Source organism: Sunxiuqinia sp. sy24 (assembly GCF_052677165.1).
Genome location: NZ_JBQYLH010000002.1, coordinates 23204 through 44508 on the forward strand (window position 1 = coordinate 23204; position 21305 = coordinate 44508).

The following is a 21305-nucleotide window of genomic DNA, read 5'->3' on the forward strand; positions in this document are numbered from 1 at the left end:
TTGGTTGTTGAGGTTTTTGGAGGAATAGAAAGGGTGGTGCCGATATGCGACACCACCCTTTGAAATTATCAATCAGTTGGTTTTTACAAGACCGTTTCTACAGGCACGTAAGGTAGTCCAAAAGCATCGGCCACTTCCTTGTATACAATTTTCCCTTCCACTACATTCAGTCCCTTGCGTAAAGGGAGGTCGTCCTGGCAAGCTTGTTTCCATCCTTTGTTGGCTAGCTGAATGGCGTTGGGCAGGGTGGCATTGGTCAGTGCCAGCGTTGAGGTTCGTGGTACGGCACCCGGCATGTTGGCCACACAGTAATGAATGACGTCATCAATTACGAAGTTGGGATTGTCGTGCGTGGTGGGTGAGGTGGTTTCAAAACATCCCCCTTGGTCAACGGCCACGTCTACCATCACAGTTCCCGGACGCATGGTTGATAGCATGTCGCGGGTGATTAATTTGGGTGCTTTGGCTCCCGGAATAAGAACGGCACCAATAATCAGGATGTGTGACTGCACCATTTCGCGAATATTGAATTCGTTACTCATCATGGTGTTTACGTTGGCGGGCATGATGTCATCCAGATAGCGCAAGCGCTTCAGGCTGACATCCATGATGGTTACATCGGCTCCCAGTCCAGCAGCCATTTTTGCAGCTTCGGTTCCTACGATTCCACCGCCAATGATCAGCACTTTAGCTGGCGTTACGCCTGGCACTCCGCCCAGTAAAACGCCATAGCCGCCATATGTTTTTTCAAGGTATTTGGCTCCTTCCTGTACCGACATGCGTCCTGCTACTTCCGACATGGGAATCAGCAAGGGTAGGGAGCGGTCGCTCAACTCCACGGTTTCATAGGCCAGACAAATGGCTTCGCGCTCGATCATGGCTTGGGTTAGCACTTCCGATGAAGCAAAATGGAAATAAGTATAAAGAATTTGCCCCTTTTTTATGAGGGGATATTCGGATTCAATGGGTTCTTTTACCTTGATAATCATCTCGGCAATGGCATAAACTTCCTCGATGGTTGGAAGTAGTTTTGCGCCTGCCATTAGGTAAGCCTCGTCTGTAAAACCATTGCCAATACCCGCAGTGGCTTGCACATAAACTTCATGTCCGCATTTAATCAGTTCTGCAGTTCCGGCAGGTGTCAATGCAACCCTGTTTTCGTTATTCTTAATCTCTTTAGGTACGCCAATTATCATCTTTCTATCGTTTAGTGTGTGAATGCTATGATTCAAAAATAACTGCTTAATTGATTGAAAAACATGACAAAAGCACAAGAAAGCGGAGCGAAAGATTTGTTGGCTCTCTGGAGGCTTGGCAGGAATTGAAAGTGTTGATAATGTCAAACTTAATTCGATGTTAAAATGTCAAATTCCAATTAGGAGGATTGTTTTTATTTAAGATTGATAATTGTACCTTTGGCGGCTTAGCAAAAATATTTTATTTAACATGCCTACAACATCAATTCGGGGAAATAAAATGCCTGATTCTCCTATCCGTAAGCTCGTTCCGCTTTCGGAACAGGCTAAAAAGTTAGGAAGAAAGGTTTATCACTTAAACATTGGGCAACCAGACTTGCCTACTCCCCAACGTGCTTTGGATGCGATTCGGAATATAGACCGGAAAATTCTGGAATATAGTCCCAGTGAGGGAATTCTGTCGTTGCGCGAAAAGTTGGCGGCCTACTATCACAAATTTGTGATTCAGGTTGATGTGGAGGATATTATTATTACTGCAGGGGGAAGTGAAGCTGTTACTTTCGCATTCATGTCCTGTCTTGATCCCGGTGATGAGATTATCGTTCCAGAGCCCGCTTACGCCAATTACGAAGCTTTTGCGATTGTTGCGGGTGCGGTTATCAAGTCTATTCCGGCGAAAATTGAAGAAGGTTTTGCTATGCCTCCGTTTGAGGAGTTTGAAAAACTGATTACCCCGAAAACAAAGGGGATCATGATTTGCAATCCGAATAACCCAACCGGGTATTTGTATACCAAGGAAGAGATGAATAAAATTCGTGACTTGGTTAAGAAATACAATTTGTTCTTATTCTCGGATGAAGTGTACCGCGAGTTTTGCTACACCGGAGCTCCCTATATTTCGGCTTTCCACCTGGAGGGAATTGAGCAAAATGTGATTTTGATTGATTCTGTTTCGAAGCGATACAGCGAATGCGGTTTGCGCATTGGGGCGTTGATCACTAAAAACAAGGAGGTGCGCAAAAACGTAATGAAATTTTGCCAGGCGCGCTTAAGTCCGCCTTTGATTGGGCAAATTGCTGCCGAAGCATCGCTGGAAGAAACCGAAGACTACCTCATGGATTCGTACAATGAGTATGTGAGTCGGCGTAAGTTCTTGATTGATGGACTGAACCGCATAGAAGGAGTCTATTCGCCTATTCCGATGGGGGCATTTTATACCGTTGCGCAACTGCCGGTTGACGACTCGGACAAGTTTTGCAGCTGGCTGCTCAGTGACTTTGAGTACGAAAATCAGACTGTGTTTATGGCTCCAGCCTCTGGGTTTTATACTACACCGGGGCAAGGGAAAGACCAGGTGCGGATTGCATATGTCTTGAATAAAGAAGATTTGGGCAAAGCACTGAAAGTACTCGAAGAAGCCCTCAAAGTTTATCCAGGCAATACGTTGCGGAAATAGCAGGAACTGGATACTCGATTCTGGATCCTTGAAGCTGGATATTAGCTAAATAATTCGCTATCGGTATTTGGTTTCTGGGATCTGGAATTTATTGATCTCTGTATTTTCGATCCTTGTAGTTGGATACTCGAGATTCGCTCTATTAATTGGCTGCTTGATTTTTGTAACTCGTAGCTCAGGTCTTGTAATTGATCACTCAAATTGATCTTCTGTTTTTTATTTCCAATTGGCATGACTACTTTTATGACTTAATTTTAGAACGCTATGCCATCAATTCAGAACAACCCCAATTTGTTGGTGCAATACCTTCAAAAACCAGCTTCGGAATTCACCAAAGAAGATTTGATTCGGTATATTGAAGAGCGGGAAATAGAGATTGTCAATTTTCGCTATGTGGCCGAAGATGGGAAGCTGAAGACCATTAATTTCATGGTTACCGGACCTGAAGAGCTGGATATGATTCTATCTTCAGGTGAACGGGTTGATGGGAGTAGCATTTTTTCATACCTCGAAGCTGATTCCAGCGATTTGTATTTGGTTCCACGTTACAAGACTGCTTTTCTGAACCCTTTTGCCAGCATTCCTTCTGTCGATATTTTGTGTTCGTTCTACGATGAGCATGGTGTACCGCTGGAAAGTTCACCCGAAAATATTCTGCGGAAAGCACAAAAGCGATTTTTCAAGGAAACCGGCATGACACTCAAAATGATGGGTGAACTGGAATATTATGTGATTAGTCCGGTGGAGAAGGAAGTTGAATCTTCCAACAATGGCTATCATTCTGCGGAGCCGTTTACTTTGCATGAAACACTCCGGGTGGAAGCCATCAAGCTTATTGCCCGTTGCGGAGGTAAAGTCCGTTTTGGACATGCCGAGAACGGGCGCTTTTCTCATTGTGGAAAACATTACGAACAGCACGAGATTGAATTTGCACCGGTTGATCCAGAAGATGCTTCGGATCAGTTGGTGATAGCCAAGTGGATTTTACGAATGCTGGGATTAAAATATAGGGTGAATGTGACTTTCATTCCTAAGATATCGCTTAACCAGCCGGGAAGTGGTATGCACTTTCATTTTCTGGCAGAGCAGGATGGCAATAATTGCCTGGTGGAGAGTGGCGAGCTGACAGCAACAAGCTTGCGTATGATTGCTGGTGTGTTGGAGCTGGCTCCTGCTTTAACGGCCTTTGCCAATACCAACCCCATATCACACCTGCGTTCAATGCCGGGGCAGCGAGTTCCTTCTCATATCTGTTGGGGAAAACAAAATCGTTCAACTCTGATACGAGTTCCATTGGGCTGGAACAATAACATTGCTTTTGGAGCTATTCTGAATCAACAAGAACAGAAGAAAACCGATTATACTTTCCGGCAAACCATTGAATACCGAGGGTCTGATGGTTCGGCCAATCCGTATTTATTTTCGGCTGCCTTAATCGTGGGTTTCATCAATGGATTATCCGATCATGAGTCGGTGAAGAAAGCCGATGCTTATTTTTGTTCCGACAACCTGTTTATGGCGAAAGATAGTCCGGAAGAGGACGAAAAGAAGTTTCAGCGTTTGCCCTTATCGTGCTATGAATCGGCGAAGACGCTGGAGAATTACCGGCATTATTTTGAGGCGGATGCTATTTTTCCGAAATCGATCATCAACCACACGATCTTAAAATTGCGGGCCTTTAACGATAAGGATTTGGGCGAAAACTTTAAAACTTATGGTGAAAATCAGAATTTGCTGGACTTGATGGATGACTATTTAAATTACATGTAAACAAGAGCTAAAACATAAATAATTTCCTTTCAAAACACTTTTTATGACACTTATAAAATCAATCTCTGGAATCAGAGGGACAATTGGTGGAAAACCGGGCGATGGATTAAGTCCACTCGACGTTGTTAAATTCAGTGCTTCCTATGCCCGTTGGGTTAAAGAGGCCAGCAGTAAAGAAAAGCCTGTCGTTGTTGTGGGGCGCGATGCGCGAATCTCCGGGCAGATGGTGGAAGCCTTGGTTTGTGCTTCGTTAAATGGTATGGGCTGTCAGGTAGTCAATATCGGACTGGCAACGACCCCAACGACCGAGTTGGCGGTGGTAAAAGAACAAGCCGATGGTGGAATCATTTTGACTGCAAGTCATAACCCAGCTCAGTGGAATGCACTGAAGTTACTTAATGGCGATGGTGAGTTTTTGTCGGCTGCTGAGGGTGCTAAGATTCTGGCCTTTGCCGAAGCGGAGGATTTTAATTTCGCGGAAGTCTATGAGCTTGGAACGATTGAAGAAAAAGATTACCTGCAAGCGCATATTGACCATGTGCTTAAACTGGACCTGGTGGATATCGATGCGATTGCTAAAGCGAATTTCAACGTGGCTTTTGATGCGGTTAATTCCGTAGGAGGCATTGCGATTCCTGCTTTGTTGAAAGCCCTTGGAGTGAAAACCATTGTTCCTATTAATGAAGAGCCAACCGGACATTTTGCTCATGTGCCGGAACCACTGCCGGAAAACCTGATAGAAACTTGCCGTTTGGTGAAGGAAAACCAAGTGGATGTTTGTTTTGTGGTCGACCCGGATGTTGATCGTTTGTCAGTTATCAGCGAAGATGGCTCGATGTTTAACGAAGAATATACGTTGGTAGCTGTGGCCGACTACATTCTTTCTCAAACCGCGGGAAATACCGTGTCTAATTTGTCATCAACCCGAGCTTTACGCGATATAACGGAGAAACATGGCGGAAGCTATACGGCATCGGCTGTTGGTGAGGTTAATGTGGTAACCAAGATGAAAGAAACAGGCGCTGTTATTGGTGGCGAAGGCAATGGAGGGGTTATTTATCCGGCTTCACACTATGGCCGCGATGCGCTGGTTGGAATTGCCTTGTTCCTGAGCCTTTTGGCCAAGTCAGGCAAGTCATGTACGGAACTTCGGAAAACTTATCCAGATTATTTTATCTCAAAAAATAAGATTGAGTTGACTCCGGATATTGATGTGGATGCTGTTTTGGTGCAGATGAAGGAAAAATACAAGCACGAACAAGTCAATGATATTGATGGTGTCAAGATTGACTTTGAAAATGAATGGGTACACCTTCGCAAGTCAAACACCGAACCCATTATTCGGATTTACGCCGAGTCCAACAAGCTGGAATCCTCTCAGGAGTTAGCACAGCGTATTATCTCTGAAATCAGGGATATTATTTCAAATTAAACCTATTCTGATAGTTCTAGTCTCTGTTTAGGCACACCATTCAACGGGGTGCCTAAACAGATTGTAGGAAAGTGACTGTGTTTATGATAATTGGCACAGTTATTGTTAAATTTCCACGCGATAAAACAAAAGGCCTTGTTCTGCTGATGGAGGAGAATGGAGAAAGGGGCAGATTTCCCGGTAAAAACAAGACTTAGTATGATCGATATTTTTTAAGTCATTTAAAAGACTGACTAATTATACTGCTAACTAATTTTACTCATGAAAAACAAGAAAATCTTACTCATTGTCCTTATTCCGGTTCTATTAATTGTTACATATTTAATTTTTCAGGGCAGCGATAAAGTCGTTTCCGACATTACGGTGCAGGTAGAACGGGGGCCTTTCGAAATTCAAATTTATTCTTCCGGCGAACTGGAATCGGAAAACTCGGAAAACATTACCATTCCGGAGAAGATGAAAGATCGCAACCTGCGCATCTATGAATTAACCATTACCGACTTAATTGACGAAGGAACCTATGTCGATTCCGGCGATTATGTCGGTACGCTTGACCACAAAGCGGTTGAGGAAAATATAAAAAATACCCAAGACGAACTGGAGACTCAGTTGACAGAGCTTCAGGATGCCAAAATTGATTCGAACCTGAACCTAAGTAATCAGCGCGATGTGATTATCAATGCCCAGCTCGACCTGGAAGAGCGAAAGATTGTGATGGAGGAGTCGATTTATGAATCGCCTTCTGTTCAGAAAAAAGCGGCCATGGATCATGATAAGGCCCTACGTAAATACGAGCAGGAAAAGAATGCCTATAAGTTGAAGCGGGAGCAGGAAGAAAATCGGGTGACCCGCCGGTTTATCAACTATCGTCAAACACAAGATCGCCTGAAAGAACTGCAGGTACTCTTTAACTCATTGGAGATATTTGCCCCCAAATCGGGCTTGTTAACCTATTACAAATATGGCTTCGGTGGCGTGACCAAGGTTGGCTCGCGGGTGACCATGTGGAACCCGATTATTGCAACCATCCCCGATATGACGAACCTCATTTCCCGAACCTATATCAATGAAATTGACATTTCAAAAGTAAAGGTGGGCTTACCGGTGACAGTGGGGGTCGATGCCTTTCCGGATAAAGAACTTTCCGGAGAAGTTGTTTCTATGGCGAATGTGGGCCAAAACATGCCAAACAGTGATGCCAAGGTTTTTGAAGTGAAGATTAAGATTTTTGATGAAGATCCTGATTTACGTCCGGCCATGACCACCAGTAACGTAATTCAAGCCGTCACCTTGCCAGATACCTTGTTTATACCGCTTGAAAGCGTTTTCTCTAACGACAGCCTTCAGTATGTGTATAAGTTGCATCGTGGTAATGCGGTGAAACAAATTGTGTCGCTGGGCGATGCTAATGAAAATTATGTGCTGGTAAGAGAAGGTGTATCCGAAGGTGATGCTGTTTATCTGGCAGTACCTGAGGGAGCTGACGATCTGGAGTACGAAGGATTGGAGATTTACGCTAGCTTGCAGAAAGAGCAGGAAGAACGTGAAGCGGAAGAAAAGGCTGCAAAAGAAGCTTTCGATAAACAAGCAGGGGAGAAGAAACTTCAACCCGGCAATGCGTCGGCGCGCGCCAATGGTGGGTCATCAAAATCAACCGGTAATTAGTCAGTGCTATGTGGATAGAACGATACTTTCATGATGTGCTTATCGGGATTCAGGCAATCTTCGATAACCGCTTAAAATCGATGTTAACTGCCTTGGGAATTATTTTTGGAGTGGCTGCCGTTATTAGTATGATGGCCATCGGAAATGGTGCCGAGCAGGAAATTCTGGAACAAATTAAAATGGTTGGGGTCAATAATATTGTGGTGACTCCTACAGCTGTGAGTATTGATGGTAAAGGATCGGGAGGTGAAGAAGAAGGTGCTTCGGCCCGTTCAAAGTTTAGCAAAGGATTGAGTCTGCTGGATGTCCAGGCCATTGCCGACGTTATACCGGCTGTGGATAAAGTCAGTCCGGTCATTTCGTTTAATTACTCGGCCATTTTGAATGGCAAAAGTAACCCGGTGGTATTGGAAGGGGTTGATGCCTGTTATTTTGATGTGTTTAGCATTGACTTACAAAGTGGAGACGTGTTTAACCGAACACAAAGTGAACTCGGACAGCCGGTGTGTATTATTGGTGATAATATCCGGAATGTTTTTTTCAATCAGGAAAACCCGATTGGTAAAAGCATTAAATGCGGACAAATTTGGCTGAAAGTGATTGGCGTGGTCGAAAAACGCGATTTTACCAGTTCTGCATCCGATGAAATGGGGATCAGTAGTTCGGATAACAAGATTTTTGTTCCGGCACAAACCGTCTTACTTCGATTTAAAAACCGGTCATTGGTTCGGGCCGATGAAGTGGAGCGAGCAAATTCACGCCAGGGGAATGACTCCGGGGCATCAACAGATGAGGACAAAAATTTGAACCAGCTCAGCAAGATTATCATTCAGGTGAAAGAAACCGAGCAATTGAGTGCCACGGCTAATGTGGTCAAGCGTATGTTGTATCGGCGGCATTCCGAGATGTATGATTTTGAGGTAACCATTCCCGAGTTGCTGCTTAAACAGCAGCAGCGGACTAAAAATATTTTCAATGTTGTGTTGGGTGCTATTGCCGGTATTTCGTTGATTGTTGGTGGAATTGGAATTATGAACATTATGCTGGCTTCGGTGATGGAGCGAATCAGGGAAATCGGGACGCGTCAGGCCATTGGTGCTTCGCAAAAAGATATCATTGTTCAGTTTCTGTCTGAGTCAACCTTGATTAGTGTTTTTGGAGGGATCATCGGAATTATTCTGGGGGTTGCCTTATCGCAGATTATTACAGCCGTGTTTGACATTAAAACCATCGTCTCCTTTTTTAGCATTTTTATTGCCTTTGGTGTTTCAGCTGCGGTTGGAATTATTTTTGGCTATCTCCCGGCCAAGCAGGCTGCTGAAAAAGATCCCGTAGAATCACTCCGTTATTAACCTGAAATAACTAATATATTATGAAATCAAAATACATTTACACCATACTCCTGTTTTTATTGATCTCCCTGGGCTCATCGGCGCAGGAGCAGCACTTGAAATTATCGCTGAACGCGGTCATTGAATTGGCCTCGCAGCAGTCGCTCGATGCTTTTCGGAACGAAAATATGTTTCGGGCGAGCTACTGGGAATATCGTTACTATAAGGCTGACCGGCTTCCTAGTCTCTCGCTGAGTGCGACGCCTTTGGATTTTAACCGCTACCGTTCGCGGGAGTATAATTTTCAAACCAATGAGGAAGAATACGTTCAGCGCGAGTATTTGAATTCAGACTTTGGCCTTTCGTTGAACCAGAATGTGGGCTTAACCGGTGGTCGGTTATTTCTACGTTCCGATTTGGGAATTGTGAAAAACCTGGGCGACGGGCAGAAGGATTCCTATCAATCCACGCCCATCAGTATCGGTTACCAGCAGGATTTAAATGGCTATAATCGCTTGAAGTGGCAGGCTAAAATTGAACCTTTGAAATATGAGAAAGCCAAAAAAGTCTTTATCGAGTCTCGTGAAAATCTTGCAATGAAAGCTACTCAGCGATTCTTTAGTTTGGTGTCGGCCGAGATCAACCTGTCGATTGCTGAGAATAACAAAGCCAGCGCTGACACCTTATACAAAATTGGACAGGGACGTTTTCAGGTGGGAACGGTTACTCAGGATGAATTGTTGAACCTTCAGTTGAGGCAGTTACAGGCCGAGCAGGGGTTGAATACAGCTAATTTAGAGTTGTTGCGCGCACAGGCTAACCTGAATTCTTTCTTAGGATTGGACAAGGATACGAAGATCTCTTGTTCTGTTCCCAGTGAGCTTCCAAAGCTTGAGGTTCAAGCAGGGGAAGCGATCGAGCAAGCTTTGCAAAATAACCCGGAGATTCTGGATCAAAAGCAGCGCTTATTACAGGAAGACCAACGAGTAGCCGAGGCTAAGTCGGAGACTGGATTGAATACCAGCATTTTTGCCCAGTATGGTCTCGATCAGTCTTCGGATGAGTTTAAGAATGTGTATGATAATCCGGGAGAAAGCCAGCGGGTGCGCCTGGGAGTGAATATTCCGATTGTGGACTGGGGACGACGCAAAGGTCGCTACCAAATGGCCGAATACAGCCGCGAGGTAGTTAAAGCGACTGTTCGACAGGCTCGCATTGACTTTGAGCAGGAGATCGCACAAACGGTGATGGAATTTAACCTGCAAAGTGCCCAGGTTCGGAATGCGGCCTTGGCTGATACCGTTGCCCGACAGGGGTTTGAAGTTGCTTTTCAGCGCTTCTTAATCGGGAAACTGGATGTCATCAACCTGAATCAGGCGCGCAACGATCAGGAGCGGGCCCGTAAAGATTATGTTCTGGCACTGAATGCCTACTGGCGCTATTATTATACCATTCGCCGATTGACACTTTTTGACTTTGCCGAGGGACAACCATTATCGGAAGAGTATGAACAAATTCTTGAAAACTAAAAGACATGAAGAAGAATAAGAAATTGTTGATTAGAGGAATTCCTGTCTTGGTGGTGCTGGTAGTCGCGCTGTTCTTTCTCTTGGAAGAAACGGTTGTCTCGGGCGGGAAAAATTATGTTGTTAAAAATGGAAGCCTGGATGCTGTGATTGAAAGTGTGGGCGAAGTAAAAGGTGAAAAAGCAACTGAAATCAACATTCCGATGGAAATGCGCGATCGCGATCTTCGGATTTGGCAAGTGAAAATTGTTGATATGGTTGAGGAGGGTAAAATCGTAAAAAAAGGCGATTATATTGCCCAGCTGGATCAAACCGAGATTTCGAATCGAATGCGTGATCGTATGCAGGAGAAGGAGAAACGCGATGCCGACTTGAAAAATGCGCGTATCGACAGCACTGTTCGCTTGACACAGTTGCGCGAGGGGATCACTAACTCGAAGTTGGATCTAGAGTACAATAAAATTGATCTGGAGCAATCAAAATATGAGTCGGAAGCTTACCAGCGGAAAACACAAATGGCCTATCAGAAGGCCGAAATTCAGGTCGAGAAGAAGCGTCGTGACTATTTGTTGGAGCAAAATCGTTTGAAAATGCAGGTTCAGCGTCACGAAAAAAGACTGGACTGGTTGAATGATCTCATTGACCGGTATCAGAAAGCGATTGCCGCAACCCGGGTGACCACTCCTGAGGATGGGATTGTCATGTTCGGGACCAACTGGAGTGGACGGAAATACTCGAAAGATGATGAAATCAGCACGTATCGGCCTCTGCTTGCAACACTCCCGGATATGTCGACGGTGATTTCAGAAACCTATGTCAAGGAAATCGACATCTCAAAAATCAGTAAAGGCGATAGCGTAAACATCACCATCGACGCCTTACCTAATAAATCGTACACTGGCGAAGTGGTTTACATTGCATCCATCGGCGAAGACCATCAGGGGTTTGACATGAAGGTTTTTAAAGTGATTGTACGCTTTAATGAGAGTGATGATGAGTTAAAACCCGGGATGACTTGCTCCAATCATATTGTTTTTGAGCATTATAACGATCGACCGATTATTCCGCTCGAAGCCGTTTATACCGATAGTTTGCAGCGTATTGTTTTTCTGAAGCATGGTGGTAAAATTACCAAGCAGCCGGTTGAGCTGGGTGCTGAAAATAAGGGGATGACTGTGGTGTTGGAAGGCCTGCAGGAAGGAGATCGAATCCTGATGCATCCTCCCGAAGACATGCTATAGAATGCTTGGTTTTGCGGAAGAGCCGGATCATCTGTTATTTGATGTTTTTTAGCAAGACCAAGGATCTTCCTCCTATTTCAAAAACATTGGAAACTTGTTTGGGAGGTAGATCTTTGAGAGGCAGGTAGGTGTCGACCAGGACTTCCCAGTCGGTGTTTAATCCTTCGTGAGGCAGGGTGAATGAGATGGGTTCCCAAAAGCTGTTTACTAGAATCAGCAAAATATCTTCTCCCAGCACCTTGCCATTTTCATCAATCTCTTTCATCAATTCACCGTTGAGCAACATACCCATTCCCCGGATAAAACTGGTATCCCATTCTTCCTGGCTCATGTCAATACCATCGGTATTTATCCAACGGATATCTCTAATGCCTTCGCCTTGAATTCGGCGATTTTTGAAATAACGACGTCGATGTGTAACGGGATGGTTGTTGCGGATATGGATAATTTTTTTTGTGAATTCAAAAAGCTTTTGTTGATTTTCATCCCAATCCCAGTTCATCCAGGTCAATTGGTTATCATGGCAATAAACATTGTTGTTGCCATACTGTGTCCTGCCATATTCATCGCCATGACTGATCATGGGTACTCCCTGGCTTAATAGTAAGGTTCCAAGGAAACTTCGTTTTCTTCGCTCCCGAAGTTGAATAATCTCTTCATCGTCGGTGGGTCCTTCAACGCCGCTGTTCCAGCTCAGGCTATGACTTTCCCCGTCCATACTATCCTCCAGATTAGCATCATTGTGTTTATTATTGTAGCTGACCAAGTCATGTAAAGTAAACCCATCGTGCGCCGTCACAAAATTGATACTAGACGAAGGCATTTTCCCATTGTCTTCGTACAAATCGCTACTGCCGCTTAGCCGGAAAGCCAATTCGCTTACCTGGCTTTCATCGCCTCGCCAGAATTTACGTACGCAGTCACGGTATTTTCCATTCCATTCAGCCCACAATACGGGGAAGTTTCCAACTTGATAGCCTCCTTCACCTAAATCCCACGGCTCAGCAATCAGTTTGAGCTGAGAAATAGTCGGGTCTTGATGAATGGTATCTAAAAAGGTTGACAGTTTACCGACCTCATATAATCCTCGTGCTAAAGTTGATGCCAGATCAAAACGGAAACCATCCACCTGCATGTCATTGGCCCAATAGCGCAAACTATCCATTACGAGTTGCAGGGTTCTTGCATTGAGCATGTTAAGCGTATTGCCCGTTCCTGTGTAGTCGGTGTAGTAATATTTATTTTCAGGTTCAAGTCGGTAATAATTCTCATTGTCAATACCTCTGAATGCTAATGTTGGACCTAAATGATTTCCTTCGGCTGTATGGTTGTAAACCACATCGAGGATTATTTCAATACCTGCCTTGTGGTAGGCTTTCACCATTTCTTTAAATTCAATAACCTGATCTCCCTGCGAATCAGATGCACTGTATTCGGCGTGAGGAGCAAAATACCCAATAGTATTGTACCCCCAGTAATTGTTCAGCCCTTTATCCAGCAGAAATTTATTGTGTGCAAAATGATGGATGGGCATCAGTTCGATAGCGGTGATCCCCAGCTCTTTGAAATAATTGATAATTTTCGGGTTTGCCAATCCTTTGTATGATCCCCGTTCTTCTTCAGGAATATCGGGATGCTGCGCTGTAAAGCCTTTGACATGCAATTCGTAGATAATTGAATTGTGCATGGCGATTTTAGGTTTTTGAACGCCTTCCCAGTCAAAACTGGTGTCAATAACCACGCATTTATTCATTTTAAAAGCACTGTCGTCAATGTTTTTCTTAGGTGTTGGTTTTTTTGCTTCGGGGTTTAAACGATAATCAAACATGCTCTCATGAATATCGATCCGTCCACAAATAGCTTTTGCATAAGGGTCAATTAAAAGCTTTTGCGAGTTGAACCGCATGCCTGTTTTAGGCTGATATCTTCCGTACACCCGATATCCGTAGAGCTGTCCGGGTTTAATCCCTGGCAAATAGAGGTGCCAAACGTAGTCAGTTACTTCATCAAAATCAACCTGGGCATATTCGTGCTCATCCCTTGCTGAATGGAACAGACACAATTTTAGGCTGGTCGCATTTTCACTAAAAATAGCAAAGTTGACTCCATTGCCATCATAAGTTGCTCCTAGTGGATACGGTTTTCCGGGTAAGACTTGTGACCTATATTTTTTCATTTTGGTATGCGAATTGATTATTAAAAGAGTGTACAAGCTGTTGGGCCTGGATATCTGAAAAATTAGAAACCATGGTGGATAAATAAATAATCGTGCCACAAACAAAAGAAGTTAAAAGACGAACAAAGTTTTTAAGACAAACGTGTTAGGCCGCTTATTGATGAACCGAAAATTAAGAACGAATATTTGTGCTAACACTTGTTTCCTGAAATAGAATCCACAATGTCGGATTAAATCTAATGCCGTGTAATTCAGCAGGTCATGTGCAGTTTGTTTTTTGAGATGGCGTCGTAAAAAGACAATTTGTAAATAACGATATCTATGACACTAAAAACAATCTTTCCAGTACGTTCAAAAGACAAAGGCTTTACGTTCAATTTATGGGCTCCAAAGGCTTCATCGGTTACACTTGTTACTGATTTTCCACAATCTGAGGTGCCGATGAATCAGCAGCAATATGGCTATTGGTCGGTAACTGTTCCTGACGCTTCTCCCGGAACCCGCTATAAGTACGAGTTGGATGGACAGCACGCGTTTCCCGACCCAGCATCTCTTGCGCAGCCTGAAGGTGTGCACGAAGCTTCGGAAGTGATTGCCCTGGATAGCTTTGAGTGGACAGACAATAAATGGGAGAATATTCCACTTGGAGAAATGATTCAGTACGAGTTGCATACCGGGACTTTTTCTCCTGAAGGCACTTTTGAGGGGATTATTTCAAGATTGGACTATCTGCTGGATTTAGGGGTTAATACCATTGAATTACTGCCGGTTGTACAGTTTAGTGGCTTCTGTAACTGGGGGTACGATGGTGTTTATCCTTTTGCTGTGCATCAGGGGTATGGCGGTGCCAAAGAACTGATGAGACTGGTAGATGCCTGCCACAGCAAAGGGATGGCTGTTATGTTGGATGTGGTGTACAATCATTTTGGACCAGAGGGCAACTATATGTCCAATTTTGGGCATTACTTTTCGGGAAAATATTCCACACCTTGGGGAGAACCATTGAATTTTGATGGTGCTCATTCAGATGAGGTTCGAAATTATGTTATTCAAAATGCAGTGATGTGGTGTCGTGATTTTCACATGGATGGACTGCGGTTGGATGCGGTGCATGCCATTTTCGATTTTGGTGCCGAACACATTTTGAAACAGTTGGCAGGAAAGTTGGAAGAATTAACCACGAAAACGGGCAAATCTTATTATTTGATTGCTGAGTCCCATCTGAATGACGTCCGTTACATTTCCCCTTTTTCGAAAGGAGGTTATGGCCTGAATGCACAATGGTCGGATGATTTTCATCATGCTTTACATGTGTTGGCAACAGGCGACAGAAAAGGTTATTACGAAGATTTTGGAGAACCTGAACAATTGTCTAAAGCGATCAGGCAAGCGTTTGTCTTTGATGGGGTGTATTCGAAATACAGAAAGAAGACCTATGGTAACTCAACAAAAAACAGTGGAGGTGAGCAGTTCGTAATTTTTAGTCAAAATCACGATCAGGTTGGAAACCGGAAGCATGGCGAACGGCTGATTTCGCTTAGCGGTTTTGAAATGGCTAAGCTGGCGGCGGGGGCAATGTTGGTGTCGCCCAATATTCCGATGCTGTTCATGGGTGAAGAGTATGGCGAGCGAAACCCTTTTTACTATTTCGTCAGTCATTTGGATCCGGAATTGAATCAGTTGGTCAAAGAGGGTCGAAAGAATGAATTTAAGAAGTTTTTCGATGACCAGGAAGAAGTGGCTGATCCGGCTTCTCGTGAAACATTTGAACAGTCAAAACTTTCCTGGAACATTCATGCCAACTCAGAGCGACGAGCCATGCATGCTTTTTACAGGGAATTGATTCGCCTTCGGAAAACGAATCCGGTTCTTCGGCTTCCAGATAAGGACAACTTAAAAATAACGAATACCGGGAAAAGCTTTACACTGCGACGGTGGCAGGAAGGCCGGCAAATACTGGTCTTTATGAATTTCGATCAACAGCCGACCGAGTTTGAAGTACCCGAAACGATGAGCGGACAATTGAACAAATTGGTTGACTCATCGGCAAAGCAGTGGAAGGGGCCAGGCGAAGAAAGTCCACAACAAGTTTCCGGGGGGGATAAAGTAAAACTGACAAAAGAGGCAATTTTAATATATTCAAATTAATTGATTATGAATGGTCTACAACGAGTAATTATTGAAAATGTAAAACCACAAATCAACTGTGGTGAATTTCCCATAAAACGCGTTATTAAAGATAAGGTCAAGGTTACTGCCGATATTTTTTGCGACAGTCACGATGTGCTGAACGCTGAGGTTCTATACCGTTACCAGAACGAAAAACAAGCGCATGCCACACCGATGAGACAGTTGATAAATGATCGGTGGGAGGGCGAATTTCAGGTTTCAAAGCTTGGATCATACTACTATACAGTAAACGCATGGGTTGACCATTTTAAATCGTGGCACCGCGACATTCTTAAGCGCATTGATGCCCAAACCGACTATGGAGTTGATTTGCTGGTGGGTGCTGAGCTTATCCGAGAAACACTAAAAAGTGACCCTGAAATTTCGGCTAAAGATGAAGACTTTCTGAAAAATACAATCCGCGAGTTCGAAAACAAGGAAGACCCATTGGAAGATCGGATTGATGCCATTCTCAGTCAGCGCCTTTCCCAGGTGATGAGTAATTACCCATTAAAAAAGCAAGTATCACAAGCTGAAAAAGAGTTTGAAGTTAGTGTGGAGCGCTTAAAAGCAAATTTCAGTAGTTGGTACGAGGTTTTCCCACGGTCATTAAATCCCGATGGCGAACAGCACGGAACATTCAACGACGTGATCAATTTTTTGCCATACGTAGCTGATATGGGATTCGATGTGCTTTACTTGCCCCCAATTCATCCGATTGGAAAAACCAACCGAAAGGGTAAAAATAACCGGGTGACAGCAGAGCCTGGAGAACCCGGATCTCCATGGGCTATTGGCGGAAAAGAAGGAGGTCATAAAGCCATTCATCCGGAACTGGGAACAATGGATGATTTTCAAAAGCTGATTCATGAAGCAGCAGAACAAGGAATTGATATTGCCATGGACGTTGCCTTTCAGTGCTCTCCGGATCACCCCTATGTGAAAGATCATCCACAGTGGTTCAGACACCGTCCGGACGGCAGCTTGCAATATGCTGAAAATCCACCCAAAAAATACCAAGATATTTACCCCTTGAATTTTGAAACAGATGACTGGCGAAACTTGTGGGAGGAACTGAAAAGCGTTTTCACGTTTTGGATTGACAAAGGAGTTAAAATTTTTCGCGTAGATAACCCACATACCAAATCCATGCGTTTCTGGGGCTGGACGATTCAGGAGATCAAAAAGGAACACCCGGATGTCATCTTCTTATCCGAAGCTTTTACTCGTCCCAAGGTCATGTACAACCTAGCCAAGCAGGGGTTTACCCAGTCGTACACCTATTTTACCTGGCGAAATACCAAATATGATTTAACGACCTATTGCAAACAGTTGGTTGACACCGATGTGCGCGAATTCTTCAGACCGAATTTCTGGCCCAACACCCCCGACATATTGCCCGAGTTTTTGCAGGTGACCAATCGGGCCGGGTTTATACAGCGTGTGGCACTGGCCGCTACCATGAGCTCTAACTATGGAATCTATGGTCCTGCTTTTGAATTGATGGAAAACACGCCGACAAAACCAGGAAAGGAAGAGTACCTCAACTCGGAAAAATATGAGATTAAAAATTGGGACTTCAGCCGGCAGAATAATTTGCAAAAAATTATTAAGCGAATAAATATGATTCGGCGTGAAAATAAGGCACTGCAAAATACGCATAGCCTGAAGTTTCATGATATCGAAAATGAGGCACTTGTTTGTTTTAGCAAGACAACAGATGATTTGAGCAATATTATTTTGGTTGTTGTCAGCCTCGATCCCCATCATACCCATTCCGGCTGGATCAGGTTTCCACTCGAGGAATTTGAAATGGATCAGCATGTTCCGTTTCAGGTGCACGACTTGTTGAGTGGTGCTTATTATTTGTGGAATGGCGATCACAATTATGTAGAGATTAACCCTGGAATTATGCCAGTACAGATTTTTAAGGTGCGGCGTAAAGTCCGTTCAGAGAAAGATTTCGACTATTTCATGTAAAAACGAAAATTATGGAAAACGAAAATAATAAGCGATGGTACAAAGATGCCATTATTTACCAATGTCATGTGCGCTCATTTAAAGATAGTGATGGAGATGGAATTGGCGATTTTAAGGGATTGATTCAAAAACTCGACTATTTGCAATCGTTAGGGGTCACTGCAATTTGGCTGCTTCCGTTTTACAAATCGCCGTTGAAAGATGGAGGATACGATATTGCTGACTTTACCAGTATTCATGAGGATTATGGTACGATGGCCGATTTTAAGCGCTTTATTCGCGAGGCGCATAAAAAAGGATTACGGGTTATTACTGAGCTGGTTTTAAATCACACGTCAAGCGATCACAAATGGTTCGAACGAGCCCGACGGGCAAAGCCAGGAAGTGCTTATCGTGACTTTTATGTTTGGAATGACTCCACGGAAAAATACAAAGATGCCCGGATTATTTTTCAGGATTTTGAGATCTCTAACTGGTCATGGGATCCGGTAGCTAAAGCCTATTATTGGCACCGGTTTTACTCACATCAACCTGACCTGAATTTTGATAATCCGACTGTGCACAAAGCAGTAACCAAGGTACTCGATTTCTGGTTCGAAATAGGTGTGGATGGCTTACGATTGGATGCTGTTCCATATTTGTATGAACGAGAAGATACCAATTGTGAAAACTTACCGGAAACACATCAATTTCTAAAGAAACTTAGAACTCATATTGATGAGAAGTACGACGATAAAATGTTACTGGCTGAAGCGAACCAGTGGCCTGATGATGCCTCGGAGTATTTTGGAGAGGGTGATGAGTGCCACATGAATTTTCACTTTCCATTAATGCCGCGTTTGTATATGTCGATGCGCATGGAAGACCGTTTTCCCCTGATCGATATTTTGGAGCAAACACCGGAAATCCCGGATTCTTGCCAGTGGGCAATTTTCCTGCGTAACCATGATGAGTTAACCCTTGAAATGGTAACGGATGAAGAGCGGGACTACATGTATAAAGCGTTTGCTCAAAATCCAAAACAACGAATAAATCTTGGAATTCGCCGACGATTGGCTCCTTTGCTCGATAATGACCGGAAGAACATTGAGCTGATGAATATTTTATTGTTCTCGATGCCTGGAACACCAATCATCTACTACGGCGACGAAATTGGAATGGGAGATAATTATTACCTGGGTGACCGCGATGGCGTTCGTACACCCATGCAGTGGACCTCCGATAAAAATGCTGGTTTTTCAAGCGCTGAACCACAGCGCATGTTTCTACCCGTAATTTTTAATCACGACTATCATTACGAATTCATCAATGTCGAAAACCATCAGAAAAATCCGTCTTCCCTCCTTTGGTGGATGCGCCGCGTAATTGCTAAACGGAAAGAATATAAGGCTTTTAGCCGCGGAAATATTGAGTTTATCGATACGAATAATCATAAAATATTAGCCTTTACCCGAAGTTTCGAAGAAGAAAAAATACTGGTGATTATCAACCTGTCCCGATATTCGCAGCAAGCACAACTCGATCTTTCTGAGTTTGAAGGTTATGTGCCGACAGAGGTGTTTAGTAGAAATGAATTTGCTCAGATTAGTGAAGATCCATACATGTTTCCTTTACAGTTCAAAAACTATTTTTGGTTTGAGCTAACGAAACCCCACGAAGATAAACAGCTTGATGGTCTTTCACCGGAATTCAGCATGTCACTATCATCGGCTGACTGGAACAAGATGGACAAGAAAACGAAAGCCTCACTTTCAACCTTACTTAAAGAGTATATAACTAAAAGCCGTTGGTTTCGAGGAAAATCAAAGCAAATTAAAAAGATTGAGATTAGTCAAACCATCCCGTTTACCGATAATGAACTGAAATCATATATTCTGCTAGTTGAAATTCAATACATTGAGGGCAAGGATGAACACTATGTTATTCCGCTTTCTATTGCAACCGGAGACCAAGTTTTCGATGTCAAGCATAAAACCCCCGAAGCGGTGGTTGTTGATGTAGAGGTTGATGGGCACGAAGGTGTTATGTTTGACGGTTCGTATGACAAGGAAGTACGAGACAGTATTTTTAGAATCATATACCAACGCGGAAAGATTAGCAATCAAAGTGGTTCAATTGTTGGACTTGCCAGTAAAAATTTAAGTATAAAAATAAATAAAGATGAGCTTCCATTGCCTTCAAAAGTACTGGCAGCTGAACAGTCCAATACATCATTCTTGTACCAAAGTGACTTCTTTTTCAAAATGTACCGAAGCCCCGAAGAAGGGAATAATCCGGAGTTGGATATTATCAAGACCCTGACCGAAAATACATCGTTCAAAAATTTTCCAACTTACGCTGGCTCCTTGGAGTATCGTGCCAAGGGAATGGAAAATTTGCCCTTGGGAATTATGGTAGATTTTGTTCCGAATGAAGGAAATGCTTGGGAGTTTACCGAATCAGCCATTGAACGCTTTTTCGACAGTATTTGGTCTGGTAAGGAGGAATTGATGAGTGGCTATTCCGAGAAAGATGATCTGATTGAACATGTAGGCGAGGAGAAAATGAGAGACTTGCTCGGTCCTTTCTTCATCGAGATGGTTGAATTATTGGCGAAGCGGACAGCCGAAATGCATCTGGCATTGGCGTCGGTGAAAAACAAGAAAGATTTTGTAGAAGAACCATTCTCGCTGTTATATCAAAAATCGCTTTATCAGTCATTCCGAACCTTGATTAAGCAAACGATGAATGACATCAAATCATCAAAAAAGAAGCTGGATGAAGACCAGCGGGCATTGATTGACGACATTATTGCCAATGAGGGTTTGTTGTTGTCCACCATCAAGAAAACGCTGGACCAGAAAAAAATTCATTCATCTAAAATTAGGGTGCATGGCGATTATCATCTCGGGCAAGTATTGTTTACCGGAAAGGATTTCATGATCATTGATTTTGAAGGAGAGCCCACCCGGTCATTAACAGCCCGAAGCTTGAAATATTGCCCGTTTAAAGATGTTGCCGGAATGTTGCGGTCGTTCCACTATGCCATCTATATGTCGCAGTTGGAAAGCAAAACAAAAATTGCCGGCAATACCGATTTTATTCAGCCCTGGTTGGAAGCGTGGTATAAAATCGTGTATGATGTATTTATTAGTAGTTATTTAGCAACTGCGGGCGATGCCTCATTCATTCCAAGCGAGGAGAGGCAGGTACACAATCTACTTTCGGTGTACACCATTGAAAAAGCCATTTATGAAGCAGATTATGAATTTAATAACCGGCCCGACTGGTTGCATATTCCGCTGAACGGATTAAAGAAAATCCTGCATGATTTGGTGGAATCAAATCAACCCAGTTAGAATCTGAAAATCAATAAACGATAGA

Annotated in this window: 12 protein-coding genes; 10 read left to right on the forward strand and 2 right to left on the reverse strand. The window is 43.5% G+C overall.

Annotated elements, in window-relative coordinates; translation table 11 throughout:
- Window positions 1-83: 83 nt before the first annotated feature.
- Entirely contained in the window at window positions 84-1196 is a 1113-nt protein-coding gene (ald, locus tag ACUNWA_RS02345) for an alanine dehydrogenase (RefSeq protein WP_445590272.1), read from the reverse strand.
- Between the two features lie 250 nt (window positions 1197-1446).
- On the opposite strand from ald, the gene ACUNWA_RS02350 reads away from it, so the two are divergent.
- From ACUNWA_RS02350 to ACUNWA_RS02380, 7 genes are all read left to right on the forward strand, one after another.
- Window positions 1447-2652 (forward strand): pyridoxal phosphate-dependent aminotransferase, encoded by a 1206-nt coding sequence (locus ACUNWA_RS02350; RefSeq protein ID WP_445590273.1) that lies wholly within the window; start codon window positions 1447-1449, stop codon window positions 2650-2652.
- A 264-nt stretch (window positions 2653-2916) separates the two neighbouring features.
- A complete protein-coding gene (locus ACUNWA_RS02355; RefSeq protein ID WP_445590274.1) occupies window positions 2917-4422 on the forward strand; it encodes a glutamine synthetase beta-grasp domain-containing protein in 1506 nt (501 codons plus the stop codon).
- 43 nt (window positions 4423-4465) lie between these two features.
- Window positions 4466-5854 carry a phosphoglucosamine mutase gene (gene glmM, locus ACUNWA_RS02360; protein ID WP_445590275.1) on the forward strand — a complete coding sequence of 463 codons (1389 nt, stop codon included), beginning with the start codon at window positions 4466-4468 and terminating at the stop codon, window positions 5852-5854.
- Window positions 5855-6115: 261 nt separating this feature from the next.
- Window positions 6116-7519 (forward strand): efflux RND transporter periplasmic adaptor subunit, encoded by a 1404-nt coding sequence (locus ACUNWA_RS02365; protein WP_445590276.1) that lies wholly within the window; start codon window positions 6116-6118, stop codon window positions 7517-7519.
- Window positions 7520-7527: 8 nt separating this feature from the next.
- Window positions 7528-8871, forward strand: a complete 1344-nt coding sequence (locus ACUNWA_RS02370; RefSeq protein ID WP_445590277.1) for an ABC transporter permease — start codon at window positions 7528-7530, stop codon at window positions 8869-8871.
- 20 nt (window positions 8872-8891) lie between these two features.
- On the forward strand, window positions 8892-10379 hold the full coding sequence (locus ACUNWA_RS02375) for a TolC family protein (RefSeq protein WP_445590278.1): 1488 nt from the start codon (window positions 8892-8894) through the stop codon (window positions 10377-10379).
- Window positions 10380-10384: 5 nt separating this feature from the next.
- Entirely contained in the window at window positions 10385-11617 is a 1233-nt protein-coding gene (locus tag ACUNWA_RS02380; RefSeq protein WP_445590279.1) for an efflux RND transporter periplasmic adaptor subunit, read from the forward strand.
- 34 nt (window positions 11618-11651) lie between these two features.
- Here ACUNWA_RS02380 and glgX read toward each other — a convergent pair whose 3' ends face one another.
- Entirely contained in the window at window positions 11652-13793 is a 2142-nt protein-coding gene (gene glgX, locus ACUNWA_RS02385) for a glycogen debranching protein GlgX (RefSeq protein ID WP_445590280.1), read from the reverse strand.
- A gap of 321 nt (window positions 13794-14114) precedes the next feature.
- On the opposite strand from glgX, the gene treZ reads away from it, so the two are divergent.
- From treZ to treS, 3 genes are read left to right on the forward strand one after another with little or no spacing between them, the layout of a single operon-like run.
- Entirely contained in the window at window positions 14115-15941 is a 1827-nt protein-coding gene (gene treZ / locus ACUNWA_RS02390) for a malto-oligosyltrehalose trehalohydrolase (protein WP_445590281.1), read from the forward strand.
- Between the two features lie 6 nt (window positions 15942-15947).
- A complete protein-coding gene (locus ACUNWA_RS02395; RefSeq protein ID WP_445590282.1) occupies window positions 15948-17942 on the forward strand; it encodes an alpha-1,4-glucan--maltose-1-phosphate maltosyltransferase in 1995 nt (664 codons plus the stop codon).
- 11 nt (window positions 17943-17953) lie between these two features.
- The gene (gene treS, locus ACUNWA_RS02400) at window positions 17954-21280 is read left to right on the forward strand and encodes a maltose alpha-D-glucosyltransferase (protein ID WP_445590283.1); all 3327 of its coding nucleotides are present in this window, start codon (window positions 17954-17956) and stop codon (window positions 21278-21280) included.
- The last annotated feature ends 25 nt before the right edge of the window (window positions 21281-21305 follow it).